We start from the raw sequence: 21,928 nt of genomic DNA, 5'->3' as shown, positions 1-21,928 counted from the left end.
TGATTAGCATGACAAACTGTTTTTCAAATGCGGTACTTAACTGGTATGAACAGTACGGCAGAAAATCACTACCATGGCAAATTGAAAAAAGCCCCTATCATGTTTGGTTATCCGAAGTCATGTTACAACAGACACAGGTAGCAACGGTTATTCCATACTTTAAGCGTTTTATTGCGCAATTTCCTAAAATTACTGATTTAGCTAAAGCGCCAATTGACGACATATTACACCTTTGGACGGGGCTGGGTTATTATGCTAGGGCACGTAATTTACATAAAGCAGCACAGGTTATCGCTAATAATTTTGATGGTAAATTTCCAACTAAATTTGAAGATGTGATTGCCTTGCCGGGAGTTGGGCGTTCAACCGCTGGTGCCATTTTATCTCTATCACAAAATCAACATTACTCGATACTTGATGGCAATGTAAAGCGAGTTTTAACCCGATCTTTTGCAATAGACGGTTGGCCTGGGAATAAAATTGTTGAGAATCAACTTTGGCATTTAAGTGAACAAGTGACACCTAAACATAACGTTGCAAAATTCAATCAAGCCATGATGGATATTGGCGCGATGGTTTGTACTCGCTCTAAGCCTAAATGTATTCTATGCCCTTTGCATCAATTATGTATCGCATATAAGACTGATAGTTGGCAACAGTATCCAACCAAAAAACCGAAAAAGACCATCCCTGAAAAAACTGCCTATTTTCTAATGCTGGAACAGGACAATAAGATTTGGCTAGAGAAAAGACCACCTGCCGGTATTTGGGGGGGATTATACTGCTTACCGCAATTTACCAGCGAGCATGCCTTAACTGACTGGCTAGATAACCATGGTATTAAAACCAGCAAACCTAAACAATTAGTTGCATTTCGACATACTTTTAGCCATTTTCATTTAGATATTGTGCCCATTTACTGTGAGATAACAAACAACACTAAGTGTTTGGATGAGTCAAACGGTTATTGGTATAAGCTCAATTCAGAGAATGCGAAAATCGGCTTAGCTACGCCTGTATATAATTTATTAAATCAATCTCGTTAACTATTACAATCTATCAGTATCCGATGATCTTTTGATATATAATTAACCATCATTTATTAGCTAACTTATTTATTATGAATAGCAAACAGGCGCAAAGCCTATCGACATGGTTAGTATTCCTGATGGCTTTTGCCATTGGGATAACCGTCGCGAGTAATTATTATGCTCAACCACTACTGCACTCAATAACTGATGATTTACATATTGCGGTGAAACACGCTGGTTTTATCATCATGGCAGCACAATTTAGTTATGCCATAGGGTTATTATTTATCACCCCACTAGGCGATAAAATGGAACGTAAACGGTTAATACTAACCTTGATGATATTATCTACTTGTGGTTTGCTGATTAGTGCAACATCACAAAGTTTGTGGATGCTGATGCTAGGTACGGCTATGACAGGTCTATTTTCAACTGTTGCCCAAGTACTCATTCCATTTGCGGCAACACTATCAAATCCCGAGCATCGAGGTAAAATTGTCGGCACGTTAATGAGTGGGATGTTGCTTGGTATTTTATTAGGCCGAGCATTCGCTGGTTTGGTTTCCTCAATGACTGATTGGCATTATGTGTATTGGATCGCCGCGTCAATCATGACTATTGTCACTTTGTTACTTTACATATCGTTACCTAGCTATAAAAATACGATTAATATTAATTATTTTCAACTGCTATTCTCGATTGGATCGTTATATCAACAAGAAACCGTGTTGCGCATTCGATCATTATTGGCAATTATCTCCTTTGCATTATTTTCATTGTTATGGACACCACTCGCTTTTGTATTAAGTAATACACCTTATCATTATTCCGATTTTATAATCGGATTATTCGGCTTAGCGGGTGCAGCTGGAGCACTTGGTTCGCCTATTGTTGGTAGGTTATCTGACAAAGGAAAAGGCTTTTTAGCTACCACCATTGGCTTAATCCTACTCCTAGCCTCTTGGCTACCACTTTCTCTTGCCGAGTATTCTCTTTTAGCTTTAATTTTAGGCGTAATTTTATTAGATTTTGCGGTACAAGTTACTCATGTATCAAATATGAACGCCATCTATCAAATTCGACCAGAAGCCCGCAGCCGGATGAATACCGGTTATATGGTAAGTTATTTTATTGGCGGCATGTTAGGCTCTATTGCTTCGACGTATTTGTATAGTAATTACGGTTGGCTGGCGATAATTATTACAGGAACGGTTTTAGGATCATTAGGTTTGTTATGTTGGTTACATTATCTTAAATCAGCTCGTCGCGCTAAAACCACTTAATCACTAAAAAGTGAGGAACGAGTTTTTTTAAGATTTACTCTCTTTAATTTTGCGATTTTAAACACCATATTATATTTATAAGTCAATATAAGAATTTGCACCAATATTGAAAACAGGAGTCACCTATGGCCAAAATTTCCTATCTTAATACGCCATTTAACGTAAAAAATTTATCACTCAAAAATCGCATTGTTATGCCACCTATGTGTCAATATCAAGCAAAAGAGGGGTTAGCTAATGATTGGCACTTTGTTCATTATGTCTCGCGCGCTATTGGTGGTGTAGGCTTAATTATTTTAGAGATGACCAATGTTGCTCCAAATGGTCGAATCTCACCGAATTGTTTGGGATTATGGAATGATGAACAACGCGATCAGCTTAAACGTATCGTCGAGGGGGTTCACGCACAAAATGGTAAAATCGCGATTCAAATTGCCCATGCTGGTCGAAAAGCGTTAGGCGAATCTGATGTCGTTTCCTGTTCCCCTATTCGTTATGATGGCAACGTCGAAGCTAACCCAAAATGGCAATATCAAACGCCAAGAGAACTAACCAAAGATGAAATTGCTGATATTATTGAAAAGTTTAAACAATCAGCCAAACGTGCCGTGGAAGCCGGTTTTGATGCCATTGAAATCCATGGTGCGCATGGTTATTTAATCCATCAATTTAGCTCACCAAAAAGCAATTTAAGAACCGATGAATATGGTCAGGATAAATTATTATTTGGTGAACAAGTGATCAAGGCCGTAAAATCAGTTATGCCAAAAGATATGCCACTGATTGTTCGTTTTTCCGCTCAAGAATATGGCGCTAATGGTTACGATGTTAATTACGGCTGCCAAATTGCCAAACGTTTTGCGCAAGCTGGTGCCGATGTATTAGACGTCAGTGGCGGTGGTGATGGTCTGTTAGATCCAAACCATTCGCCAGAATTCCATGCAGGGTACCAAGTTTATTTAGCTCGAGTAATTAGACAAGTTACTAATTTGCCGATCATCGCCGTTGGTATGCTAGAAGATCCTTATGTTGCTGATTATGTACTAAGCACAGGCGATGCAGATTTAGTCTCGATTGGTCGAGGTTTATTAAAGGATCCTTATTGGCCGTTGCGAATTCCTGCATCACCATTTATACCTACATCTTATCAAATCGCTTTTAAATAAGTTAATTTAATGATTGTCCTGTAGCGAATGCTACAGGATTAAGAAACTGATTAAATCTGCATAGCGTATTTGATCAACTTTTTCTTTAAAGGTGAAAAGTTATCAATAGCATTCATGCCAATCGTTCTGACCATCTTTTTAAGGGCATTATTACCATTAAACATATCTTGAATAGTTCGCATGGCCGTTAACATAACTAAAGCGTCTTTACGACGTGTAAATTGAAATGATTTTAGATTTTCCTGTAAACCGATATCTTTCTGTTCTTCAATAAGTTTTCTAATAGTTGCAACCAATAGTGCAGAATCTTGAAATCCTAAATTAACCCCTTGTCCAGCTAATGGATGAATAGTATGCGCGGCATCACCTATTAACGCTAACCGATGTTTGACAAATTGTTTGGCGAAGCGCGCTTTTAATGGGAATACCATTCTTGGATTAACTAACTGACATTGTCCAACTTTATCGCCGGTTAATTTAAACAGTTCTTGGCAAAAGTCAAATTCAGTCAAAGAGGTTAAAATTGCGGCTTGTTCAGGTTTAGTCGACCATACCAAACAGCCTTTATTGGCTTGCCAAAGCGGTAAAAAAGCAACAATACCATTGGGATAAAAAATCTGTCTGGCACATGCTTGATGAGGATATTGTATTTCAACTGTTGTAATCACCGCATGGTGAAGGTAATTACGTTCAAGCATGGAAATTTTTTCATGTCTACGCAGCCAAGAGTGAGCTCCATCCGCTCCAATAATCAGTTTGGCTTGTAACCGAGTATTATCCGCTAAAGTTAAAAAAGCGTCATCTTGAGTACAATTATTATCGATAGCGGCAAGATTGAAAATAGTAATGTTAGGATTTGCTTGCGCATGTTGATAAAGATAGTATGAGATCAGATTATTTTCGATGATATAACCAAGATTTGGGTAACCATAATCTTTGGCATGTGCGCCAAGATGAGCTAAACCGTTTTTTTCCCAAACACCGATCTCACTAAAGGCATGAACGCGTTCGCTAGCACACAAATCATTCCAAATACCAATCTGAGAAAAATATCGCTGACTTGCGCCATTAATCGCCGAAGCTCTGATGCCAATTTCATCATAAGCAAAGTTTTGATGCTCATTAACTTTAGTATCGACAATTGCTACTGTTATATTGTACTGACTAAGCGCACATGCAGTTGCCAAACCAACCAATCCACCACCAACTATGACGACATCAAATTGCGTTTTCATATCAATAAATTAGGTTATTGCTTATCAAGCTTGTTATCATTTTCAACTTCATCATCATTCATCGCTTTTTTAAACCCTTTTAGCGCCGAACCAAGATCGGAACCTAGATTACGTAACTTTTTGGTTCCAAAAATGAGAACCACCACGGCAAGAAATACTAAAAGATGGGGAATGCTAAATGACATAATTAAAACCTCATTTAAAAATGTATTACTATTTGAACTAATCACATGAACAAATAGATTATAAAATAATGGAAATAATTATACTCTTTTTATATTGGTATTTCATGACAAGTTAATTTTAGATAAAAAAAGACCCGCATAAAATATGCGGGCCAACATGAAATATAAGGAATATAAGGAAAGAAAACAATGAAAAATCCTTATTGATCCTATTATCCATTTTTTCGTGTTTTAGTCAATGTTTTAATTAGATTTAACACCTTTATATCAATTAATCGGAGCATATTTAATCATAAAAAAAATCAATAAAAATATATCGTTAAATATTTTAAAAAAATAAGTAAATAAAATAATGTTAGGTAACACTAACCAATAAATTAATCCTAAACAGATCAACTAGCGAAGTACACAATCTGATATTTTCCGTTAAAATTTTTTTGTTTTAAACAAATATTAGCTTATTTAATCAATTACCAAACCATTTTTAGCCCAAAAGCAGCGTTTATTGGCATAAAAATAGTTGAATAGCATTCGTCAGGCAAAATAGTAATGAATTTATTTTAAACACTCAGGTAAATAAAATAACTGATAATGTAATTTATTGATTAAAAGAACAAATTTTTATAGTAAAAAATATAGCTAACATCTGGGAATCGGATTTCAATTTGCAATAATGATGATTAACTTACTATTGAGGTAATTTAAGCCTGTTTTGAAAGATATCATATCGTTAAGCGAATTGTAGCCGTTATCAAAAAGGTTTTTTAATACATCTATTAGTAATCTAGTACTTTTCAATATATAATTTGCTATTAGGGAAACAAATATAACTTTCCTCTTTTTAACTTTTCATAACATCAGTTTAATAGGTATATATTCAAGTGATTTTAATTCAGCTATTTTATAGTTACGTTTTGTGCCATAACGCTTAACGTGAGATTTATTTGCCCTCACTTTTTTATATCATTGGTCAATCTGTCAATGAGTAACCTTTTAACTAATTAGGTCAATTATGTATCGATTTTTTGAAAAATTGGTATCACCTTATCCAAAAGATGAACCACAGCCGATGGCTAAAAGTTTTTTCAGCTTTATTTGGCAATCCACTAAAGGAACACGTTTTTTCTTACTACTATTAATCATATTAAGTGCACTAGCTGGTGCTTTTGAAGCTTTTTTATATGCGGCACTGGGTAAAGTTGTTGATTGGCTGGCGGCTGTATCAGCAGAGCAATTTTGGCAACAAGAAAAATCTACCTTAATCGTGTTCACGATAATTATATTAGCTAGCACGATTATTATTGCCTTACAAACCATCATTAAACATCAGTGTCTGGCAGGAAACTTTCCAATGCGATTGCGCTGGAATTTACATAGATTAGTGCTAAATCAAAGCATGCGTTTCTTTCAAGATGAATTTGCCGGTAGAATTTCAGCAAAAGTCATGCAGACCGCACTTGCAGTAAGAGACACCTGCTTTTTAGTGGCAGATATTTTTATCTATGTTCTGATTTCGTTCATCACCATGGCCACAATCATAGGACAGTTAGATCTTTGGCTATTAGTTCCGTTTATGGTTTGGTGTTTGGTTTATGGCATTGCGATGTATTACTTCATTCCTCGCTTAAGTAAAGTGGCAAGCATGCAAGCTGATGCGCGTTCAACTATGACAGGTCGTGTGACAGACGCTTACACAAATATTATGACAGTCAAACTATTTTCTCATGCCGGTAATGAAGCAAAATATGCACAAGAATCGATGGATGAATTTTTAGTTACCGTTAATAAACAGATGCGTTTAGTTAGTAGCTTTGAAATAGTTAATCATTTATTGTCTATTTTCTTGGTACTTGGCACTACAGGCTTATCTTTGTGGTTATGGAGCAATGCTTTAATTGGTGTAGGTGCTATTGCCACCACAACCGCTGTAGCACTTAGATTAAATGGTTTTTCACACTGGATCATGTGGGAAATGGCGGCATTATTTGAAAATATTGGTGTGGTTAAAGATGGTATTAACACCTTCTCGGTCGCTAAAACCGTGGTCGATCAACCTGATGCACCAGCGCTTAAAGTAATCGACGGCAAAATCGAATTTAAACAGATAAATTTCAGTTATGATGCAAAATTAAAAAATGCTATTATTGATAACCTAAATTTGACCATTCAACCTGGTGAAAAAATCGGCTTAGTCGGCAGATCTGGCGCCGGAAAATCTACTTTAATCAATTTATTATTACGATTTTATGATTTACAAAATGGACAGATTATTATTGATGGTCAAGATATCACCAAAGTCAGTCAAGAAAGCTTACGTGCGCAAATTGGTATGGTGACCCAAGATACTTCTCTATTACATCGTTCAGTAAGAGATAATTTATTATACGGTAACAATAATGCTACTGAACAAGAGATGATAATCGCCGCTAAAAAAGCCCATGCCGATAATTTTATTGAAACCTTAGTCGATGCAAATAGAAGAACTGGCTATGATGCTTTCGTTGGTGAGCGTGGAGTAAAATTATCAGGTGGACAACGTCAACGCATAGCCATTGCTCGGGTCATCTTAAAAAATGCGCCAATTCTGTTATTAGATGAAGCGACGAGTGCACTTGATTCTGAAATTGAGCAAGCCATCCAAGAAAGCTTATATACATTAATGGAAGGTAAAACTGTTATAGCTATCGCCCATCGTTTATCGACGATTGCGGCAATGGATAGATTAATTGTATTAGATCAAGGAAAAATTATTGAACAAGGGACTCATCAAGAGTTATTGAGTAAAGATGGGCTTTATGCGCAACTTTGGAAACATCAAAGTGGAGGCTTCTTAGCTGATAATTTCTAACAAAAAACATTAGGGCGATGTTAAATACATTGCCCTTATCCTAGATCTAGATAATAGAAATTAATTAATAAAATTTTTATAAAATGCAGATTCAAATCGCATAACTGCTCCATTTTTAGGCTCACCTTGACTATCGGCTCGGTAGCCTGATAACAACTGTACAAAAGCGACATAACCGCCATCTGATTTTTGAATAAATCCAGCTAAATTATAACAACCTTGTATATAGCCGGTTTTAGCCATAATCACTTGTTTAAATGGAAATTGATTGAAGCTTTTACGATTTTGTAAAGTTCCATCAACACCAGCAATCGGTAATTTTTCAATTAAAGCTAATTGATTGTTATTTGCCGAAATATATTGCAATATTTCCATTAATTTATTGGCACTAACGAGATTGAGACGTGATAAACCTGAACCGTCAGCAATCACTAAGTTTTCTAAATCAATCCCCGCTTTTTTACGTAAAATTTGTTTAACCGCATCGCCACCATTACGCCATGTTCCTGAAGCATTATAATAATGTGCACCTAATGTCCTAAAGATAATATCAGCATATAAGTTATTTGATTTTTTTAACATAACTGTTAATAAATCAGAAAGCGGTGCCGATTGGTTTGATGTTAATAGTGTCAATGAACCGGTTGATTTTTGTTTTCTTTCAAAAATGCGTCCTTTGTAGGATACTTTTTGCGCTTTTAGCTCATTTTTTAACACTGTAGTAAAGTACTCAGTTGGATCCATAACCGCAAACTTTAATGGCGTTTTATTAGCATTAGAAGCAATACATCCAGATAAATAGTAACGATTTTTGTCGGCTGTGACATCCAACTGACAATATCTATCATTTATGTCCTTACTGTTAGCCGCAATCGTTCTAACATCGCTTGTGACCATAACCGGAATACTGGATGAAACAGAAACTGAAGCTTTGCCACCAACCTTTCCTGGTTTGATCATCGCATAAAAGCAGTTGTTATCAATTGTTGCAGCCGACGCTGGAGCATTATAACAAGCGGTTAAATTATTCCATGACCACCCTTCTGCTTTATCATGACTAGCAAAAATAGAGGTATCTAAAATAATATTGCCAGAAATTTTTTCTACCCCTTTTTGGCGAAGAGTACTAATCATATTTTTTAATCTTTCCCTACTAAAAGTTGGATCTCCACTCAATTTGATAATAAGATCGCCATTAAGTTGCTTATTACTGACTGTTCCATTAGCGTACATTTCTGTAACAAATCGAAAATCACTACCCAGTTCAAGTTGCGCAGCTAATGCGGTTATCACTTTTTGCGTGCTTGCCGGTTGTTTAAATTGATCACTTTTGTATTTTGCCAATGTTTTAGGACTACCATCAACGGTTTGCACTAAAATAGATAAATCACTACCTTTAGGTAATGCAGAAACATATGGCTCAACCGATTGCGATTGCGATTGCGCTTGTACTAAGCATGAAAAAAAAGTAACAATTAATGAAAAAGATAACCTTATATTTGTCATAAGTTTATGCTCAAAGGATTATTAAATGTGGTTAGTTAACGAGAGATAACAAATATATCTTTTTTTGATAAGCCTATCAATATATACTCAATCACTTTTAAGTTATATTCTAAATGTCATTAATTGTAGTACTTTTGAATTTCTTCCAAAAGTTAATTAAATATAGGTAACAAGGCTATGATTCATCATTCATTAGGCTTTCCAATTGAAACAGTATTGATGTTTATCATTCTTGCTTTAACGGCAATTATAATTGATTTATACGCTCACCATAACGATAAACCCATTAGCCTAACTAGCGCAATAATGTGGTCTTTATTTTGGATTATTGTTGCTTTAGGTTTTGCACTTTATCTTTATTTCCACCATGGAAGTGAGATAGCTAGTCTATTTATTACTGGTTATGTGCTTGAAAAAGCGCTCTCGGTCGATAATTTATTTGTCATAATGGCGCTATTTTCATGGTTTGCTATCCCGAATAACTATCGACATCGATTACTTTATTGGGGGGTAATTGGTGCGATTATTTTTCGGGCTATTTTTGTTGTGATAGGTACCGGTTTATTATCTTTAGGACCTTGGATGGAGCTATCTTTTTCTATTGTTGTAGCTTTGACAGGATTTATGATGCTAAAAAATCAAGGTCATGATGAAAAGATTAAAGATTATTCAGAACATTTTGCTTATAGAATCGCTAAACGTATTTTTCCTTCTTATCCAAAAATAGTTGGCCATCATTTTTTATTAACCCAAAAACAATTAGACGTTGAGTTAGCCAAACCAGAAAACAGCGATATTATTCATAAAATGCCAAAAAGTGTTTTATATGCAACCCCTCTATTTTTATGTGTTGTGGTGATTGAGTTAAGTGATGTTATGTTTGCATTTGATTCTGTTCCCGCTGTTATTGCCGTTAGTCAAGAGCCACTGATTGTTTATAGTGCAATGATCTTCGCTATTTTGGGTCTAAGAACTATGTATTTCGTTTTAGAGGCGATGCAACAATATCTAGTACATCTTGGTAAAGCTGTAGTTTGCCTATTATTTTTTATCGCGGCAAAACTTGCTTTGAATGCTAGTGAACATTTATTTGGATATGGAATTAGTATCAGCCCGATAGTCAGCCTTTATGTTGTATTAGTCATTTTATCTTTAGGCATTATTGCGAGTTTTATTTGGCCAAATAAACATTAAAAAAATAATAACGCAATGGATATCGGCAGTATACCTGCCGATTGAAGTAAATAATTATTGACGTTTTAATGAACGAATATAGTAACTGATTCCCAAAATAACAAACCAGATTGGCGTTGCAATCAAAGCTTGGCAAGTATCTGTTTCAAAGGTTAACAAAACAATCACAAAAGCAAAAAATACCAAGCATACAAAACACATAACAATACCACCCGGCATTTTAAATTGCGAAGCTTGATGTAATTTAGCTTTTTTACGACGGTAAGCAATGTAAGAAATCAAAATCATCGACCAAATAAACATAAATAAAATAGCAGAAATCGTCGTTACAATGGTAAATGCTTCCATCACATTAGGCACTAAATAAATCAGAACTACACCACCTAATAAACAAATACAGGAAAATAATAAACCATTAGCTGGAACTGAACGTTTGGATAATTTGCCAAATGGTTCCGGAGCATCTTGTTTTTTAGCAAGACCAAATAACATTCTACTGGTTGAGTAAATACCACTATTTGCCGAAGAGGCCGCAGAGGTAAGAACCACAAAATTGATAATACTTGCTGCCGCAGGTAAGCCAATTAGGGTAAAGAGTTCAACAAATGGACTTTTATTCGGTGAAATAAATTCCCACGGTGTTACGCTCATGATAATAATCAAAGCAAAAACGTAGAAAAAGATAATTCGTACCGGTACCGAATTAATTGCCCGCGGTAAATTTTTATTCGGATCTAGTGTTTCAGCTGCTGTTGTGCCAACAAGCTCAATCCCAACAAAGGCAAAGATAGCGATTTGGAAACCAGCAAAAAAACCCATAGTACCATGAGGGAAGAATCCACCGTAATTCCAGAGATTCGAAAACGTTGCTGTAGTATTAGTTAGTTCTGAATGATAAGCAGTGAAAACTAACACAAGGCCAATAGCAATTAAGGCTAAAATTGCGACAATTTTGATCATCGAAAACCAAAATTCAGTTTCGCCAAACATTCTCACCGTCAACAAATTCAATGTTAAAAGCACGATAACCGTAAGTAGCATTGGTATCCACGCTTGTAACTCGGGGAACCAGTGCTGTGCATATCCAGCAATGGCCACAACATCAGCAATTCCAGTAATTACCCAACAAAACCAATAAGTCCAACCAGTGAAAAAACCAGCCCAAGGACCTAATAAATCGTTAGCGAAATCACTGAATGATTTATAATTAAGATTGGATAATAAAATTTCACCCATTGCTCGCATAACAAAAAATAAAACAAACCCAATAATCATGTACACAAAAATAATAGATGGTCCAGCTAGACTAATCGTCTTTCCTGAACCCATAAATAATCCCGTACCAATTGCACCACTTATTGCTATTAATTGAATATGTCTGCTGGAGAGATTTCGCTTAAGATCACTATTTGAAGACGTACTATTCATCGTGTAAATTACCTGTCGTTTTTACAATTTTTCGATTTTTATAAAGAGTGAAAAACTATAAAGTCTATAGCTTTAAATCGCAAGCTGAATCGTTATGAAAACTTTTTATGACAATCTAATAATTATTGGTAGTTTCTTATAATAGAATTGTGTAGCATAGCCGACAATAATACTTAACTAATTACAATAAATTATCAAGATGAAAGAAAATAAACTTCAACTTCATATTTATACATTATTTGTAGTATTTATTTTGTCACTGCTTACTGGTTGTCAAGGTAATTCTAATTCTCGGAGTAAACAATTTAAAGATGGAAAGTTGCCATATGATTTAAATGTTAGCTATCCACATTTAGCTACGCCGGTTAATATTTCTGATTATAATATCCAAATTGAAAAACTTAAAAATACATCACCTTCGCTTTATTATAAAAACCAACATATCTATGAAGCTATAGATGTATGGATAAAGGAGTCATTAAGATCAAAGGAGTTAGCCAAAGTTGGCCTAAAAAGTTATGAAATGGCAGGTAGTGATGGGTATGGTAACGTACATATTACCGGCTATTATACACCCATTATAAAGGCTAGACACCAACCAACTAGTGAATTTAAATATCCAATTTACAAAATGCCAACCCGAAAGAAAAAAAATTTACCTAGCCGTGAACAAATTTATAATGGTGCGCTAGCAAATAAAGGACTTGAGATTGCTTATAGTAACTCTTTATTGGACAATTTTATTATGGAAGTGCAAGGTAGCGCTTATCTTGATTTTGAGGATGGTCTTCCCTTAGTTTTTTTTAGTTATGCAGGTAAAAATGGTCATAATTATTCAAGCGTTGGACGTGTACTGGTTGAAAAAGGTGAAATTGCCAAAGAAGATATGTCTATTCAAGCCATAAAAAACTGGGCTAAAAATAAAAGTGAAAAACAAATCAAAGAACTATTAATTCAAAACCGATCTTTTGTTTTTTTTAAACCACAATATAATGCCGAAGTGAAAGGTGCTGCTGCAGTACCATTAGTTGCCAATGCATCGGTTGCATCAGATAAGTCATTAATCCCGACCGGATCAGTTATATTAGTTGACGTCCCACTCCTTGATAGTGACGGTCAATATCGTGGCAGGCGAGAAGTTCGTTTGATGGTCGCTCTTGACGTTGGTGGAGCAATTAAAGGTCACCACTTTGATCTATACTTAGGCATTGGCGATAAAGCTGGTGAGCAAGCTGGTTATTACAATCATTTTGGTCGAGCTTGGTTGATAAAACCTTAATCTATCGACATCGACGCCAACTAAAGAAACTGATAAAATAAAATGAAAAGCAGAATTAAGGATAACTTATGAGATTATGTGATCGTGATATTGAAGCGTATTTAAATAGTGGTAAATTAAAAATTTCGCCACAACCTGCTTTAAGTTGTATTAATGGCGCCACTGTTGATGTTCGATTAGGTAATCAATTTCGTACTTTTAAAGAACATACTACTCCTTACATTGATTTGAGTGGTCCAAAAGAAGAAGTTGCGGCGGTTCTCGATCGTGTCATGAGTGAAGAAATGATATTAACTGAAGATGATGCATTTTATTTACATCCAGGGGAACTTGCCTTAGCAGTAACGCTTGAATCGGTCACAATCCCTGATGATTTAGTTGGTTGGTTAGACGGTCGTTCATCATTAGCGCGCTTAGGCCTTATGGTACATGTTACTGCTCATCGCATCGATCCTGGTTGGCACGGGCAAATTGTTTTAGAATTTTATAATTCTGGAAAAATACCTGTTGCGCTTAGACCAGGTATGACTATTGGCGCCTTAAGCTTTGAAACACTTAGTGGCCCAGCAGCTAGGCCATATAATCAAAGACAAGATGCAAAATATAAAGATCAGCATGGCGCTGTTGCTAGTCGTATTGATAAAGACTAATGCCGCTTATAACCTTAATAAAGGAACATTAATATGTTAAAAAAAATATTGGTAATGCTATTTATCGTAATTCTAATTATCGTTATTGGCATTGTTTCTCTTATTGTATTTGTTGATCCTAATAATTTTCGTGGATATATCTCACAAACGGTAAAAGACAAAACGGGTTATGAACTGACTATTGAGGGTGATTTACGTTGGCATATTTGGCCCCAAGTTAGTATATTAACGGATTCAGTTAAATTATCAGATACTGGTGCGGCAAAACCCTTAATAACCGCTGACAATATGCGGCTTGACGTTGAACTTATGCCATTGTTTTCGAAAAATTTGGCCATCAAAAATGTGTTTATTAAATCTGCGATAATTAATATTACTGATGAAAGCAAAGGAGAGAACGCCAAGAATAGTACTAAAGCTATAACTAACTCTTCACCACAGCAGCCAACAACTACTGAAGATAAAAATGAAGACCAAAAAAATCCATCTAATTGGAAATTTAGTTTAAATAAATTTGAAATAGCTGATAGTACAGTAGCTTTCCAACACGAACGTGATTTGATAAATTTTAGAAATATTAATCTGTTATTAGAAAAAAATAACGAAAAAAATCTTTCTCTTCAATTCAGTGGCAATATTGATAAAAACCAACAAGACTTATTTTATTCATTAAATGCCAATATCGATTTAAGCCAATTTCCGGAAAAAGCCGTTATTGATTTAAAAAAATTAGATTACACTTATAACAGTATAACTAATAGAGGAAGTGAGCTAAAAGGTAGCGCAACTGGCGTAATTAATTACCAAAATAGTCCAATGCAATTAAATAGCCAAAATCTAGCTTTTTCAGTTAATGATAATAGTTTTACTAGTATGATCAATGTACGTTTTGATAATAAACCAAACGTCAATTTCCAATTAAATGCTAATAAATTAGATTTAACACCTTTTTTACAAACAAGTGAAAAATCAACCAAAAATACCTCTGTTCAACAAACTTCGCCGGTTGTTTCAAATGTTTCTAAAATTAACAATGAGTTAAGTGTTCTAAATACATTTGATGGTAAAGCAAAAATAAATATTAAAGAAATCAAAGCCAACAAAATTATCCTCAACAATATGAATGTTGATGTTGATAATCAAGACGGTATTGCGACTTTAAAAGATTTAAGTTTCAACTTTGCTAATGGACAGATAGCTGCGACAGGTATAGCTAATGGTAAACAAAAGACACCTCAAGTTAAGTTAAATACTAAAGTAAATAATATCAATTTAAATTCATTTTTTACCCAAATGAATATGGCTTATGACCTTGATGGGATATTCAATGCTTCTGGAGTATTAGAAACCAATACTTTATCAACGGCTAAATTATTACAAAATGTGAAAGGTAATGCGAATATCACTATTACTAACGCTAGATTAAATAATATCAACATCCAGAGTATTATCGAATCTGCCGCGTCCAAATATGGTAATGGTAATATAAATCCTGAAAATCAGAAAAAATATACTGAGTTTCATAAAATTACAGCAAGCGCTTTTATAAACCAAGGTGATATTCAACTTAATACTCTCAATGCAAATTCTGAAACGTTAGATGTTATCGATGGTTCAGGAAAAGTGGGAATGGTTAATCACGATTTGGATGTTAATTTAAATATAAAAATTCTCAGTGGTTGGAACAACAAAAGCGACACTATTGCGAAATTACAAAAAGTTACTATACCATTACGCATATATGGTCAATTTTCTAAATTACATTATCAATTAGATATCGCCAAAATACTTTCTGATGTATTTAGTGATAAACTACAAAAGCGCTTAGATAAACTGCGTGATAAATTAGAAAACAATGATTCTAAAGATAAAGATAAATCTAAACATAAAGCACTTGATATTTTAGGTGAATTACTCAAAAAATAACTTTTAAATAACATAATGAAAAGCTAAAAAAAAGGTGAGTTAAATAACTCACCTTTTTATTTATATAATATCTGTCAATTACAAAATGAATTTACTTAAATCTTCATCTGCAACAAGTTTATCAAGATGCTCGCTAACATATTTAGCATCAATTGTGATAGTTTGACCACCCAATTCACTAGCTTCGAAAGAGACATCTTCCATCAAACGTTCCAGAACCGTATGCAAACGGCGGGCGCCGATATTTTCATTTTGTTCATTAACTTGCCAAGCTGATTCAGCAATTTTACGAATTCCATCAGGCGTAAAGTCGATATTCACACCTTCGGTTGCCATTAATGCTTTATATTGCACAGTTAATGACGCGTTAGGTTCAGTTAAAATTCGTTCAAAATCTTCGCTAGTTAACGCTTGTAATTCAACTCGAATTGGTAAACGCCCTTGAAGCTCAGGAATTAAATCAGATGGATTAGCCGTTTGGAACGCTCCTGATGCAATAAATAAAATATGATCAGTTTTTACTGAACCGTGTTTTGTTGAAACAGTACAACCTTCAACAAGTGGTAATAGATCACGCTGAACGCCTTCACGTGATACATCCGGTCCAGATGAATTGCCTCGTTTACACACTTTATCTATTTCATCGATAAAGACAATTCCGTTTTGTTCAACCGCTTCAATTGCTTCGTGCTTAAGATCATCAGGATTAACCAATTTTGTAGCTTCTTCTTCAATCAACTGTTTAAAGGCATCTTTAATCTTCATTTTACGCGCTTTGGTCTTTTGACCACCTAAATTTTGAAACATTGACTGTAGTTGGTTGGTCATCTCTTCCATACCCGGTGGCGCCATAATTTCGACACCTATATTCATGCCAGCTACTTCAATTTCAATCTCTTTATCGTCAAGCGCACCTTCACGTAATTTTTTTCTAAATGCTTGTCTAGCAGTTGAATCATTATTGTTTTCAACTTGTCCCCAACCATCTTTTGCAGGAGGAACAAGCACATCCAAAATACGTTCTTCAGCTAACTCTTCTGCTCTATTACGATTTTTTTCAATTGCCTCTTGGCGAATCATCTTAACAGCAGAGTCAGTAAGATCACGAATGATGGAATCAACTTCTTTACCCACATAACCTACTTCGGTAAATTTTGTCGCTTCTACTTTAATAAATGGTGCATGAGCCAATTTAGCTAATCGTCTAGCGATTTCTGTTTTACCAACCCCTGTTGGGCCGATCATAAGAATGTTTTTAGGGGTAACTTCATGACGTAATGCTTCATCAAGTTGCATACGACGCCAGCGATTACGTAAAGCAATAGCAACAGAACGTTTTGCTTTATCTTGTCCAATAATATGTTGGTTTAATTCGCTTACAATTTCGCGAGGAGTCATTTCAGACATAATAATATTTCTCTTAAATCAGTTTTAATTAGTAATTAAGCTCTTCAATAGTTTGGAAGTTATTTGTATAAACACAAATGTCACCAGCTATTGATAGCGATTTTTGTACAATATCATGAGCGGACAATGAAGTATTATCTAATAAAGCTCTTGCTGCAGCTTGAGCATAAGGTCCACCCGATCCAATCGCAATAAGATCATCTTCTGGTTGGATAACATCACCAGTACCAGTGATAATCAATGATGCACTTTCATCAGCAACGGCAAGTAATGCTTCTAATTTTCGCAACATTCTATCGGTTCGCCAATCTTTGGCTAATTCAACCGCTGCTTTAGTTAAATGGCCTTGATGCATTTCTAATTTTCGTTCAAATAATTCAAATAGTGTGAAGGCATCTGCTGTACCGCCAGCAAATCCGGCTATCACTTTATTGTTATATAATCGGCGAACTTTTCGCGCATTACCTTTCATGATGATGCGTTCACCTAATGTGACTTGCCCATCGCCACCAATAACGACTTGACCTTCACGACGGACACTGACAATTGTTGTCATATTCTGCTCCTTCTCTTACATAAAAACTAATTCGGAATGAATAGAACATATATTGGGGTATTTAATGAGTTTTCAACATTAGATTATCAAGATGACGAATATTATTTCATTAATAGATAAACATCGTAACAAAATAATATAAAAAATCAGATGACTCAGCTTTCATCTATTGGGGTTGGAAGTCGATGTTCATCGTTTTTACTTCACTATATAAATTACTAGCTGGTTTTGGTATAATAGCTAATTTAGTTGCGGCAAGTGCTTCTCGACATAAATCGGCATCACCACCTTTTTGAATAACATTAAGTAATAATCCGTCAGGCGCTATCTGGATTTGTAATTCACAAGTTTTTCCGTGATAAACATTTGGTGGATTGACAAATTTATTACTTATTGCGTTTTGTACTAATGATTTATATTTATTTAATTCTCCATCCGAAACACCTTTACGGCTAGCAGAGCCTCCCGATGTGCTTGGTGAACTGGAGATAAGCCCGCCTAAAAGATCATCAAGAGCTTTATCTTTTTTGGCTTGTTCAGCTTTTTTTGCTAAGGCAGCTTTTTTAGCAGCGGCAGCTTTTTCTGCTGCGGCTTTCTCTGCAGCAGCTTTTTCTGCTGCGGCTTTCTCTGCAGCAGCTTTTTCTGCTGCGGCTTTCTCTGCAGCAGCTTTTTCTGCTGCGGCTTTCTCAGCGGCAGCTTTCTCAGCGGCGGCTTTCTCAGCAGCAGCTTTTTCTGCAGCGGCCTTCTCCGCAGCGGCTTTTTCTGCTGCGGCTTTCTCAGCTGCAGCTTTTTCTGCAGCAGCTTTCTCGGCAGCAGCCTTTTCTGCTGCGGCTTTCTCTGCAGCAGCTTTTTCTGCTGCGGCTTTCTCTGCAGCAGCTTTTTCTGCTGCGGCTTTCTCAGCAGCAGCTTTTTCTGCAGCGGCCTTCTCCGCAGCGGCTTTTTCTGCTGCGGCTTTCTCAGCTGCAGCTTTTTCTGCAGCAGCTTTCTCGGCAGCAGCCTTTTCTGCTGCGGTTTTTTCTGCTAATTCTTTAGCTTGACGCAGCTGTTCTTCTTTTTTCTGATTAATTTGTGACTGCAATTGTCTTTGAAAATCTTCAGTCATAACTGACGGATCAATCATGACTGCATCAATAGAATTACCATTAATGTTACCGTAGTTTTGACCATTATCATTAGGTACAAATTGATATGCTAAAATAAAAATCAATAAGCCATGTAAAATAATGGATATAATAAACGATAAACTTAATTTTGAGTTTAACTTACTTGACATTGCTGACATTTTTTTATAATTATCAGTTTAAATTGGTTGAGTCATCAAACCAACAGATTTTACCCCAGCAGATTGGAGAAGATTTAAAGCCTTAATGATTTCTTCATAAGGAACTTGTTTAGCTCCACCAACTAAGAAGACAGCTTTATCGTTTAGTGATAGTTGCTGCTTAACTTCTGCAACAATTTGTTCTTGAGGTATATCCGATTGGCGGTTCTGATCAATAATTATTGCATAAACACCTACGCCTGAGACTTCAATTATAATAGGTTTATTATCGGCTGGTGAAACTGTTTTTGATTCTGTCGCTTCTGGCAGATCAACTTCAACACTTTGGCTAATTATTGGAGCTGTCGCCATAAAAATCAATACCAATACCAGTAATACGTCAAGTAACGGTACTATATTGATCTCTGATTTAGTTGTATAGCGTGAACGTCGGCTCATAATTATTTCCTAACAGCGACTGCTTGACGTTGTAAAATTGAAGAAAACTCATCAATAAAGTTCAAATAGTTTTGTTCAATGCGACTTACACTTAATGATAATCGGTTATAAGCCAGAACTGCTGGGATCGCAGCAAACAAACCTATAGCAGTTGCAATTAATGCTTCGGCAATACCTGGAGCAACCATTTGCAATGTTGCTTGTTTAACCGCACCTAATGAAATAAAGGCGTGCATGATCCCCCACACAGTACCAAATAAACCAATATATGGACTAATAGAACCGACAGTACCTAGAAATGGTATATGTAACTCTAAGTTATCCAATTCACGATTCATTGCTAACCGCATTGAACGCGATGCTCCTTCTAATGCAGCTTTCGGCATATTTGGGTTAATTTGATATAAACGAGAAAATTCTTTAAATCCCGAATAAAAAATATGCTCAGTACCACAGATCTCTTCTTTGTGAAATTTTGCCTTATCAAAGAGCACATTTAAGTCATTAGCAGACCAAAAAGTATCGTCGAACTGTTCGACTTGTTTTTTTGCTTTGCTTAAAATTTTACTGCGTTGAAAGATAATAGCCCAAGACATTACAGAAAATGTTAATAGTAATACCATAACACTTTGCACTAACAGTCCTGCTTGTAAAAATAGATCAATAATATTCAGATTATCCACTTAAATAAACTCCAAAACTAATAACTTGGGAAGCGCACACGGCTTCATTTTAGTCATATTGACACAAGCAATAACGACATCAGCAGTGCTGATAATTTGCTCATTTTGGTTTGAAATTGTCTGTTTAAAAATAATAGACGCCTTACGAATTTGCTCAACCTTAGTGCTGATAGTTAGCATGTCATCTAAACGGGCTGGAAAGTCGTAGCTAATATCCATCTTTTTGACAACAAATGCAATACCTTCTTGTAATAACTTTTGTTGACTAATATCAAGATCCCTTAGCATCTCAGTTCTAGCTCGTTCAAAAAAGGCAAGATACCTAGCATGGTAAACTACGCCACCAGCATCTGTGTCTTCATAATAGACTCTTGCATTCCAATTGAATTGTTTCATATTTTATAATTTGTACGAAAAATTTGCGTTATTATATATGATTATAAAATTCGCTGCACTATGATATAAAATAAGTTAAATGAAAACAATTATCATTTGTAAATTATTTATTTTATATTTAAGCTTCTAATTAAAAGGTGGCAAATTGCCACCTAAATTTTATATTGTTATTGATCAGTCTCTTTGTCGTTACTAAAGTTTTCAACCCAAAGTCCGGTAACTACAGCCAACATACAGGCTGCAATTAATCCAATAAACCATAAAACGTAATACATAATTTATCCTTAATAAAGTGAATGCTTATTATTTTCAATATGGTTTTTGTCTAAACGCCCAAACATTTTGATGTAACACCAAATAGTATAGAAAAGAACAATTGGTAAAAATATTAACACTACGCCGAACATTATATTAAGTGTTAATTGGCTAGAAGTTGCGTCCCAAATTGTCAAACTGGCATTTGGCATAATGCTTGATGGAATAATAAAAGGGAATGTCGCAACACCATATGTGAACAATACACAAACTATAGTTAATGTGGAAGTTAAAAATACTAACCCATTTTTATTTAAGCTCGAAAAGCAGATAGTTAATATCGGTAGTAACACACCTAACGCTGGTATAATCCATAATATAGGATAGTTCATATAATTTTTTAACCATGAAACATCTGTCGATACTGTTTTATTTAATGGATTTGAAACCCCATTAGGATCGATAACGCTAGTCACTTCATAACCATGAATACCATACGCAACCCAAACACCAGCCAATACAAAAGCAATCAACATGATCACACTTGCTATTTGCGTTGCTTTTCTTGCTCTTAAATAAAGTTCACCAGAGGTTTTCATTTGCAACCAAGCGCCGCCGTGAGCAACAATTAACATTAAACTAACAATGCCAGCTAATATTGCAAATGGATTGAGTAAACCAAAAAATGAACCATCATAAAAAGAACGATAACCATTATCAAATCTAAATGGGACACCTTCTAACAAGTTTCCAAACGCCACCCCAAAAACAAGTGCTGGAACAAAACTACCTAAGAAAATGGCTAAATCCCACATATTACGCCATTTAGAGTTTTCCAGTTTACTGCGATAATCAAAGCCGATTGGTCTAAAAAATAGTGCGCATAACACTAAAACCATCGCGATGTAAAAACCAGAAAAAGAGACCGCGTAGGCCATAGGCCATGCAGCAAAAATACCTGCACCACCTGTAATTAACCAAACTTGGTTACCATCCCAATGTGGTGCTATTGCATTTATCATAATACGACGTTCAGTATCAGTTTTACCAATAAATGGTAATAAGATACCAACCCCCATATCAAAACCATCGGTGACAACAAAGGCAATTAAAACAACACTAATTAGCACCCACCAGATGACTCGTACAATTTCATAATCAATCATTGTATATACTCCCT

At 35.4% G+C, this 21,928-nt stretch carries 20 protein-coding genes; 8 read left to right on the top strand and 12 right to left on the bottom strand.

What is annotated here, in order from left to right:
- Window positions 1–8 precede the first annotated feature (8 nt).
- From mutY to DKK79_RS03055, 3 genes are all read left to right on the top strand, one after another.
- Complete coding sequence (gene mutY, locus DKK79_RS03065) at window positions 9–1,046, top strand: A/G-specific adenine glycosylase (protein ID WP_110422788.1); 1,038 nt, start codon at window positions 9–11, stop codon at window positions 1,044–1,046.
- A 74-nt stretch (window positions 1,047–1,120) separates the two neighbouring features.
- Complete coding sequence (locus DKK79_RS03060; RefSeq protein ID WP_110422787.1) at window positions 1,121–2,314, top strand: MFS transporter; 1,194 nt, start codon at window positions 1,121–1,123, stop codon at window positions 2,312–2,314.
- Window positions 2,315–2,439: 125 nt separating this feature from the next.
- On the top strand, window positions 2,440–3,480 hold the full coding sequence (locus DKK79_RS03055) for an NADH:flavin oxidoreductase/NADH oxidase (RefSeq protein WP_110422786.1): 1,041 nt from the start codon (window positions 2,440–2,442) through the stop codon (window positions 3,478–3,480).
- Between the two features lie 50 nt (window positions 3,481–3,530).
- Here the strand turns inward: DKK79_RS03055 and DKK79_RS03050 are convergent, their stop codons facing one another.
- Together DKK79_RS03050 and tatA are read right to left on the bottom strand one after the other, a co-directional pair.
- Entirely contained in the window at window positions 3,531–4,715 is a 1,185-nt protein-coding gene (locus DKK79_RS03050) for an FAD-dependent monooxygenase (RefSeq protein WP_110422785.1), read from the bottom strand.
- A gap of 14 nt (window positions 4,716–4,729) precedes the next feature.
- Window positions 4,730–4,900: a Sec-independent protein translocase subunit TatA gene (gene tatA / locus DKK79_RS03045; protein WP_375334964.1), complete on the bottom strand. Its 171-nt coding sequence runs from the start codon at window positions 4,898–4,900 to the stop codon at window positions 4,730–4,732.
- 1,012 nt (window positions 4,901–5,912) lie between these two features.
- Here tatA and DKK79_RS03040 point away from each other — a divergent pair.
- Window positions 5,913–7,748, top strand: a complete 1,836-nt coding sequence (locus tag DKK79_RS03040) for an ABC transporter ATP-binding protein (protein WP_110422784.1) — start codon at window positions 5,913–5,915, stop codon at window positions 7,746–7,748.
- Between the two features lie 60 nt (window positions 7,749–7,808).
- On the opposite strand, the gene dacB is transcribed toward DKK79_RS03040, so the two are convergent.
- Complete coding sequence (dacB, locus tag DKK79_RS03035) at window positions 7,809–9,254, bottom strand: serine-type D-Ala-D-Ala carboxypeptidase (protein WP_110422783.1); 1,446 nt, start codon at window positions 9,252–9,254, stop codon at window positions 7,809–7,811.
- A gap of 177 nt (window positions 9,255–9,431) precedes the next feature.
- Here dacB and DKK79_RS03030 point away from each other — a divergent pair, with 177 nt between their 5' ends.
- Window positions 9,432–10,448, top strand: coding sequence for a TerC/Alx family metal homeostasis membrane protein (locus DKK79_RS03030; RefSeq protein WP_034884189.1), 1,017 nt, complete (start codon window positions 9,432–9,434; stop codon window positions 10,446–10,448).
- A gap of 54 nt (window positions 10,449–10,502) precedes the next feature.
- On the opposite strand, the gene cycA is transcribed toward DKK79_RS03030, so the two are convergent.
- Entirely contained in the window at window positions 10,503–11,876 is a 1,374-nt protein-coding gene (cycA, locus tag DKK79_RS03025) for a D-serine/D-alanine/glycine transporter (protein ID WP_110422782.1), read from the bottom strand.
- A gap of 199 nt (window positions 11,877–12,075) precedes the next feature.
- Between cycA and mltA the strand changes: the two genes are divergently transcribed.
- From mltA to asmA, 3 genes are all read left to right on the top strand, one after another.
- Entirely contained in the window at window positions 12,076–13,155 is a 1,080-nt protein-coding gene (mltA, locus tag DKK79_RS03020; RefSeq protein ID WP_110422781.1) for a murein transglycosylase A, read from the top strand.
- 68 nt (window positions 13,156–13,223) lie between these two features.
- Window positions 13,224–13,805, top strand: a complete 582-nt coding sequence (gene dcd / locus DKK79_RS03015; RefSeq protein WP_110422780.1) for a dCTP deaminase — start codon at window positions 13,224–13,226, stop codon at window positions 13,803–13,805.
- Between the two features lie 33 nt (window positions 13,806–13,838).
- Window positions 13,839–15,731 carry an outer membrane assembly protein AsmA gene (asmA, locus tag DKK79_RS03010; RefSeq protein ID WP_110422779.1) on the top strand — a complete coding sequence of 631 codons (1,893 nt, stop codon included), beginning with the start codon at window positions 13,839–13,841 and terminating at the stop codon, window positions 15,729–15,731.
- Between the two features lie 78 nt (window positions 15,732–15,809).
- Here the strand turns inward: asmA and hslU are convergent, their stop codons facing one another.
- The 8 genes from hslU to cydB all read right to left on the bottom strand — a co-directional run bounded on the left by hslU (window position 15,810) and on the right by cydB (window position 21,914).
- Entirely contained in the window at window positions 15,810–17,138 is a 1,329-nt protein-coding gene (hslU, locus tag DKK79_RS03005; protein ID WP_034884183.1) for an HslU--HslV peptidase ATPase subunit, read from the bottom strand.
- 28 nt (window positions 17,139–17,166) lie between these two features.
- Window positions 17,167–17,694: an ATP-dependent protease subunit HslV gene (gene hslV / locus DKK79_RS03000; protein ID WP_025316169.1), complete on the bottom strand. Its 528-nt coding sequence runs from the start codon at window positions 17,692–17,694 to the stop codon at window positions 17,167–17,169.
- Window positions 17,695–17,860: 166 nt separating this feature from the next.
- Window positions 17,861–18,976, bottom strand: a complete 1,116-nt coding sequence (gene tolA / locus DKK79_RS02995) for a cell envelope integrity protein TolA (RefSeq protein ID WP_110422778.1) — start codon at window positions 18,974–18,976, stop codon at window positions 17,861–17,863.
- Between the two features lie 18 nt (window positions 18,977–18,994).
- On the bottom strand, window positions 18,995–19,414 hold the full coding sequence (gene tolR / locus DKK79_RS02990; RefSeq protein ID WP_110422777.1) for a colicin uptake protein TolR: 420 nt from the start codon (window positions 19,412–19,414) through the stop codon (window positions 18,995–18,997).
- Window positions 19,415–19,416: 2 nt separating this feature from the next.
- Window positions 19,417–20,097 carry a protein TolQ gene (tolQ, locus tag DKK79_RS02985; RefSeq protein WP_034884036.1) on the bottom strand — a complete coding sequence of 227 codons (681 nt, stop codon included), beginning with the start codon at window positions 20,095–20,097 and terminating at the stop codon, window positions 19,417–19,419.
- Window positions 20,098–20,493 (bottom strand): tol-pal system-associated acyl-CoA thioesterase, encoded by a 396-nt coding sequence (ybgC, locus tag DKK79_RS02980; RefSeq protein ID WP_034884035.1) that lies wholly within the window; start codon window positions 20,491–20,493, stop codon window positions 20,098–20,100.
- Window positions 20,494–20,660: 167 nt separating this feature from the next.
- Complete coding sequence (locus tag DKK79_RS02975; protein WP_110422776.1) at window positions 20,661–20,768, bottom strand: cytochrome bd oxidase small subunit, CydX/CbdX family; 108 nt, start codon at window positions 20,766–20,768, stop codon at window positions 20,661–20,663.
- A 9-nt stretch (window positions 20,769–20,777) separates the two neighbouring features.
- Window positions 20,778–21,914 carry a cytochrome d ubiquinol oxidase subunit II gene (gene cydB / locus DKK79_RS02970; protein WP_110422775.1) on the bottom strand — a complete coding sequence of 379 codons (1,137 nt, stop codon included), beginning with the start codon at window positions 21,912–21,914 and terminating at the stop codon, window positions 20,778–20,780.
- Window positions 21,915–21,928 lie beyond the last annotated feature (14 nt).

This window comes from Gilliamella apicola, from assembly GCF_003202915.1.
GTDB lineage: Bacteria > Pseudomonadota > Gammaproteobacteria > Enterobacterales > Orbaceae > Gilliamella > Gilliamella apicola_Q.
The sequence above is the reverse complement of the archived record's forward strand: the minus strand, read 5'-3'. Positions and strand labels throughout refer to the sequence as shown.

Coding starts and splice junctions, on each gene's coding strand:
- mutY (WP_110422788.1), top strand. CDS start 9: ATGACAAACTGTTTTTCAAATGCGGTACTTAACTGGTATGAACAGTAC.
- DKK79_RS03060 (WP_110422787.1), top strand. CDS start 1,121: ATGAATAGCAAACAGGCGCAAAGCCTATCGACATGGTTAGTATTCCTG.
- DKK79_RS03055 (WP_110422786.1), top strand. CDS start 2,440: ATGGCCAAAATTTCCTATCTTAATACGCCATTTAACGTAAAAAATTTA.
- DKK79_RS03050 (WP_110422785.1), bottom strand. CDS start 4,715: ATGAAAACGCAATTTGATGTCGTCATAGTTGGTGGTGGATTGGTTGGT.
- tatA (WP_375334964.1), bottom strand. CDS start 4,900: ATGTCATTTAGCATTCCCCATCTTTTAGTATTTCTTGCCGTGGTGGTT.
- DKK79_RS03040 (WP_110422784.1), top strand. CDS start 5,913: ATGTATCGATTTTTTGAAAAATTGGTATCACCTTATCCAAAAGATGAA.
- dacB (WP_110422783.1), bottom strand. CDS start 9,254: ATGACAAATATAAGGTTATCTTTTTCATTAATTGTTACTTTTTTTTCA.
- DKK79_RS03030 (WP_034884189.1), top strand. CDS start 9,432: ATGATTCATCATTCATTAGGCTTTCCAATTGAAACAGTATTGATGTTT.
- cycA (WP_110422782.1), bottom strand. CDS start 11,876: ATGAATAGTACGTCTTCAAATAGTGATCTTAAGCGAAATCTCTCCAGC.
- mltA (WP_110422781.1), top strand. CDS start 12,076: ATGAAAGAAAATAAACTTCAACTTCATATTTATACATTATTTGTAGTA.
- dcd (WP_110422780.1), top strand. CDS start 13,224: ATGAGATTATGTGATCGTGATATTGAAGCGTATTTAAATAGTGGTAAA.
- asmA (WP_110422779.1), top strand. CDS start 13,839: ATGTTAAAAAAAATATTGGTAATGCTATTTATCGTAATTCTAATTATC.
- hslU (WP_034884183.1), bottom strand. CDS start 17,138: ATGTCTGAAATGACTCCTCGCGAAATTGTAAGCGAATTAAACCAACAT.
- hslV (WP_025316169.1), bottom strand. CDS start 17,694: ATGACAACAATTGTCAGTGTCCGTCGTGAAGGTCAAGTCGTTATTGGT.
- tolA (WP_110422778.1), bottom strand. CDS start 18,976: ATGTCAGCAATGTCAAGTAAGTTAAACTCAAAATTAAGTTTATCGTTT.
- tolR (WP_110422777.1), bottom strand. CDS start 19,414: ATGAGCCGACGTTCACGCTATACAACTAAATCAGAGATCAATATAGTA.
- ybgC (WP_034884035.1), bottom strand. CDS start 20,493: ATGAAACAATTCAATTGGAATGCAAGAGTCTATTATGAAGACACAGAT.
- DKK79_RS02975 (WP_110422776.1), bottom strand. CDS start 20,768: ATGTATTACGTTTTATGGTTTATTGGATTAATTGCAGCCTGTATGTTG.
- cydB (WP_110422775.1), bottom strand. CDS start 21,914: ATGATTGATTATGAAATTGTACGAGTCATCTGGTGGGTGCTAATTAGT.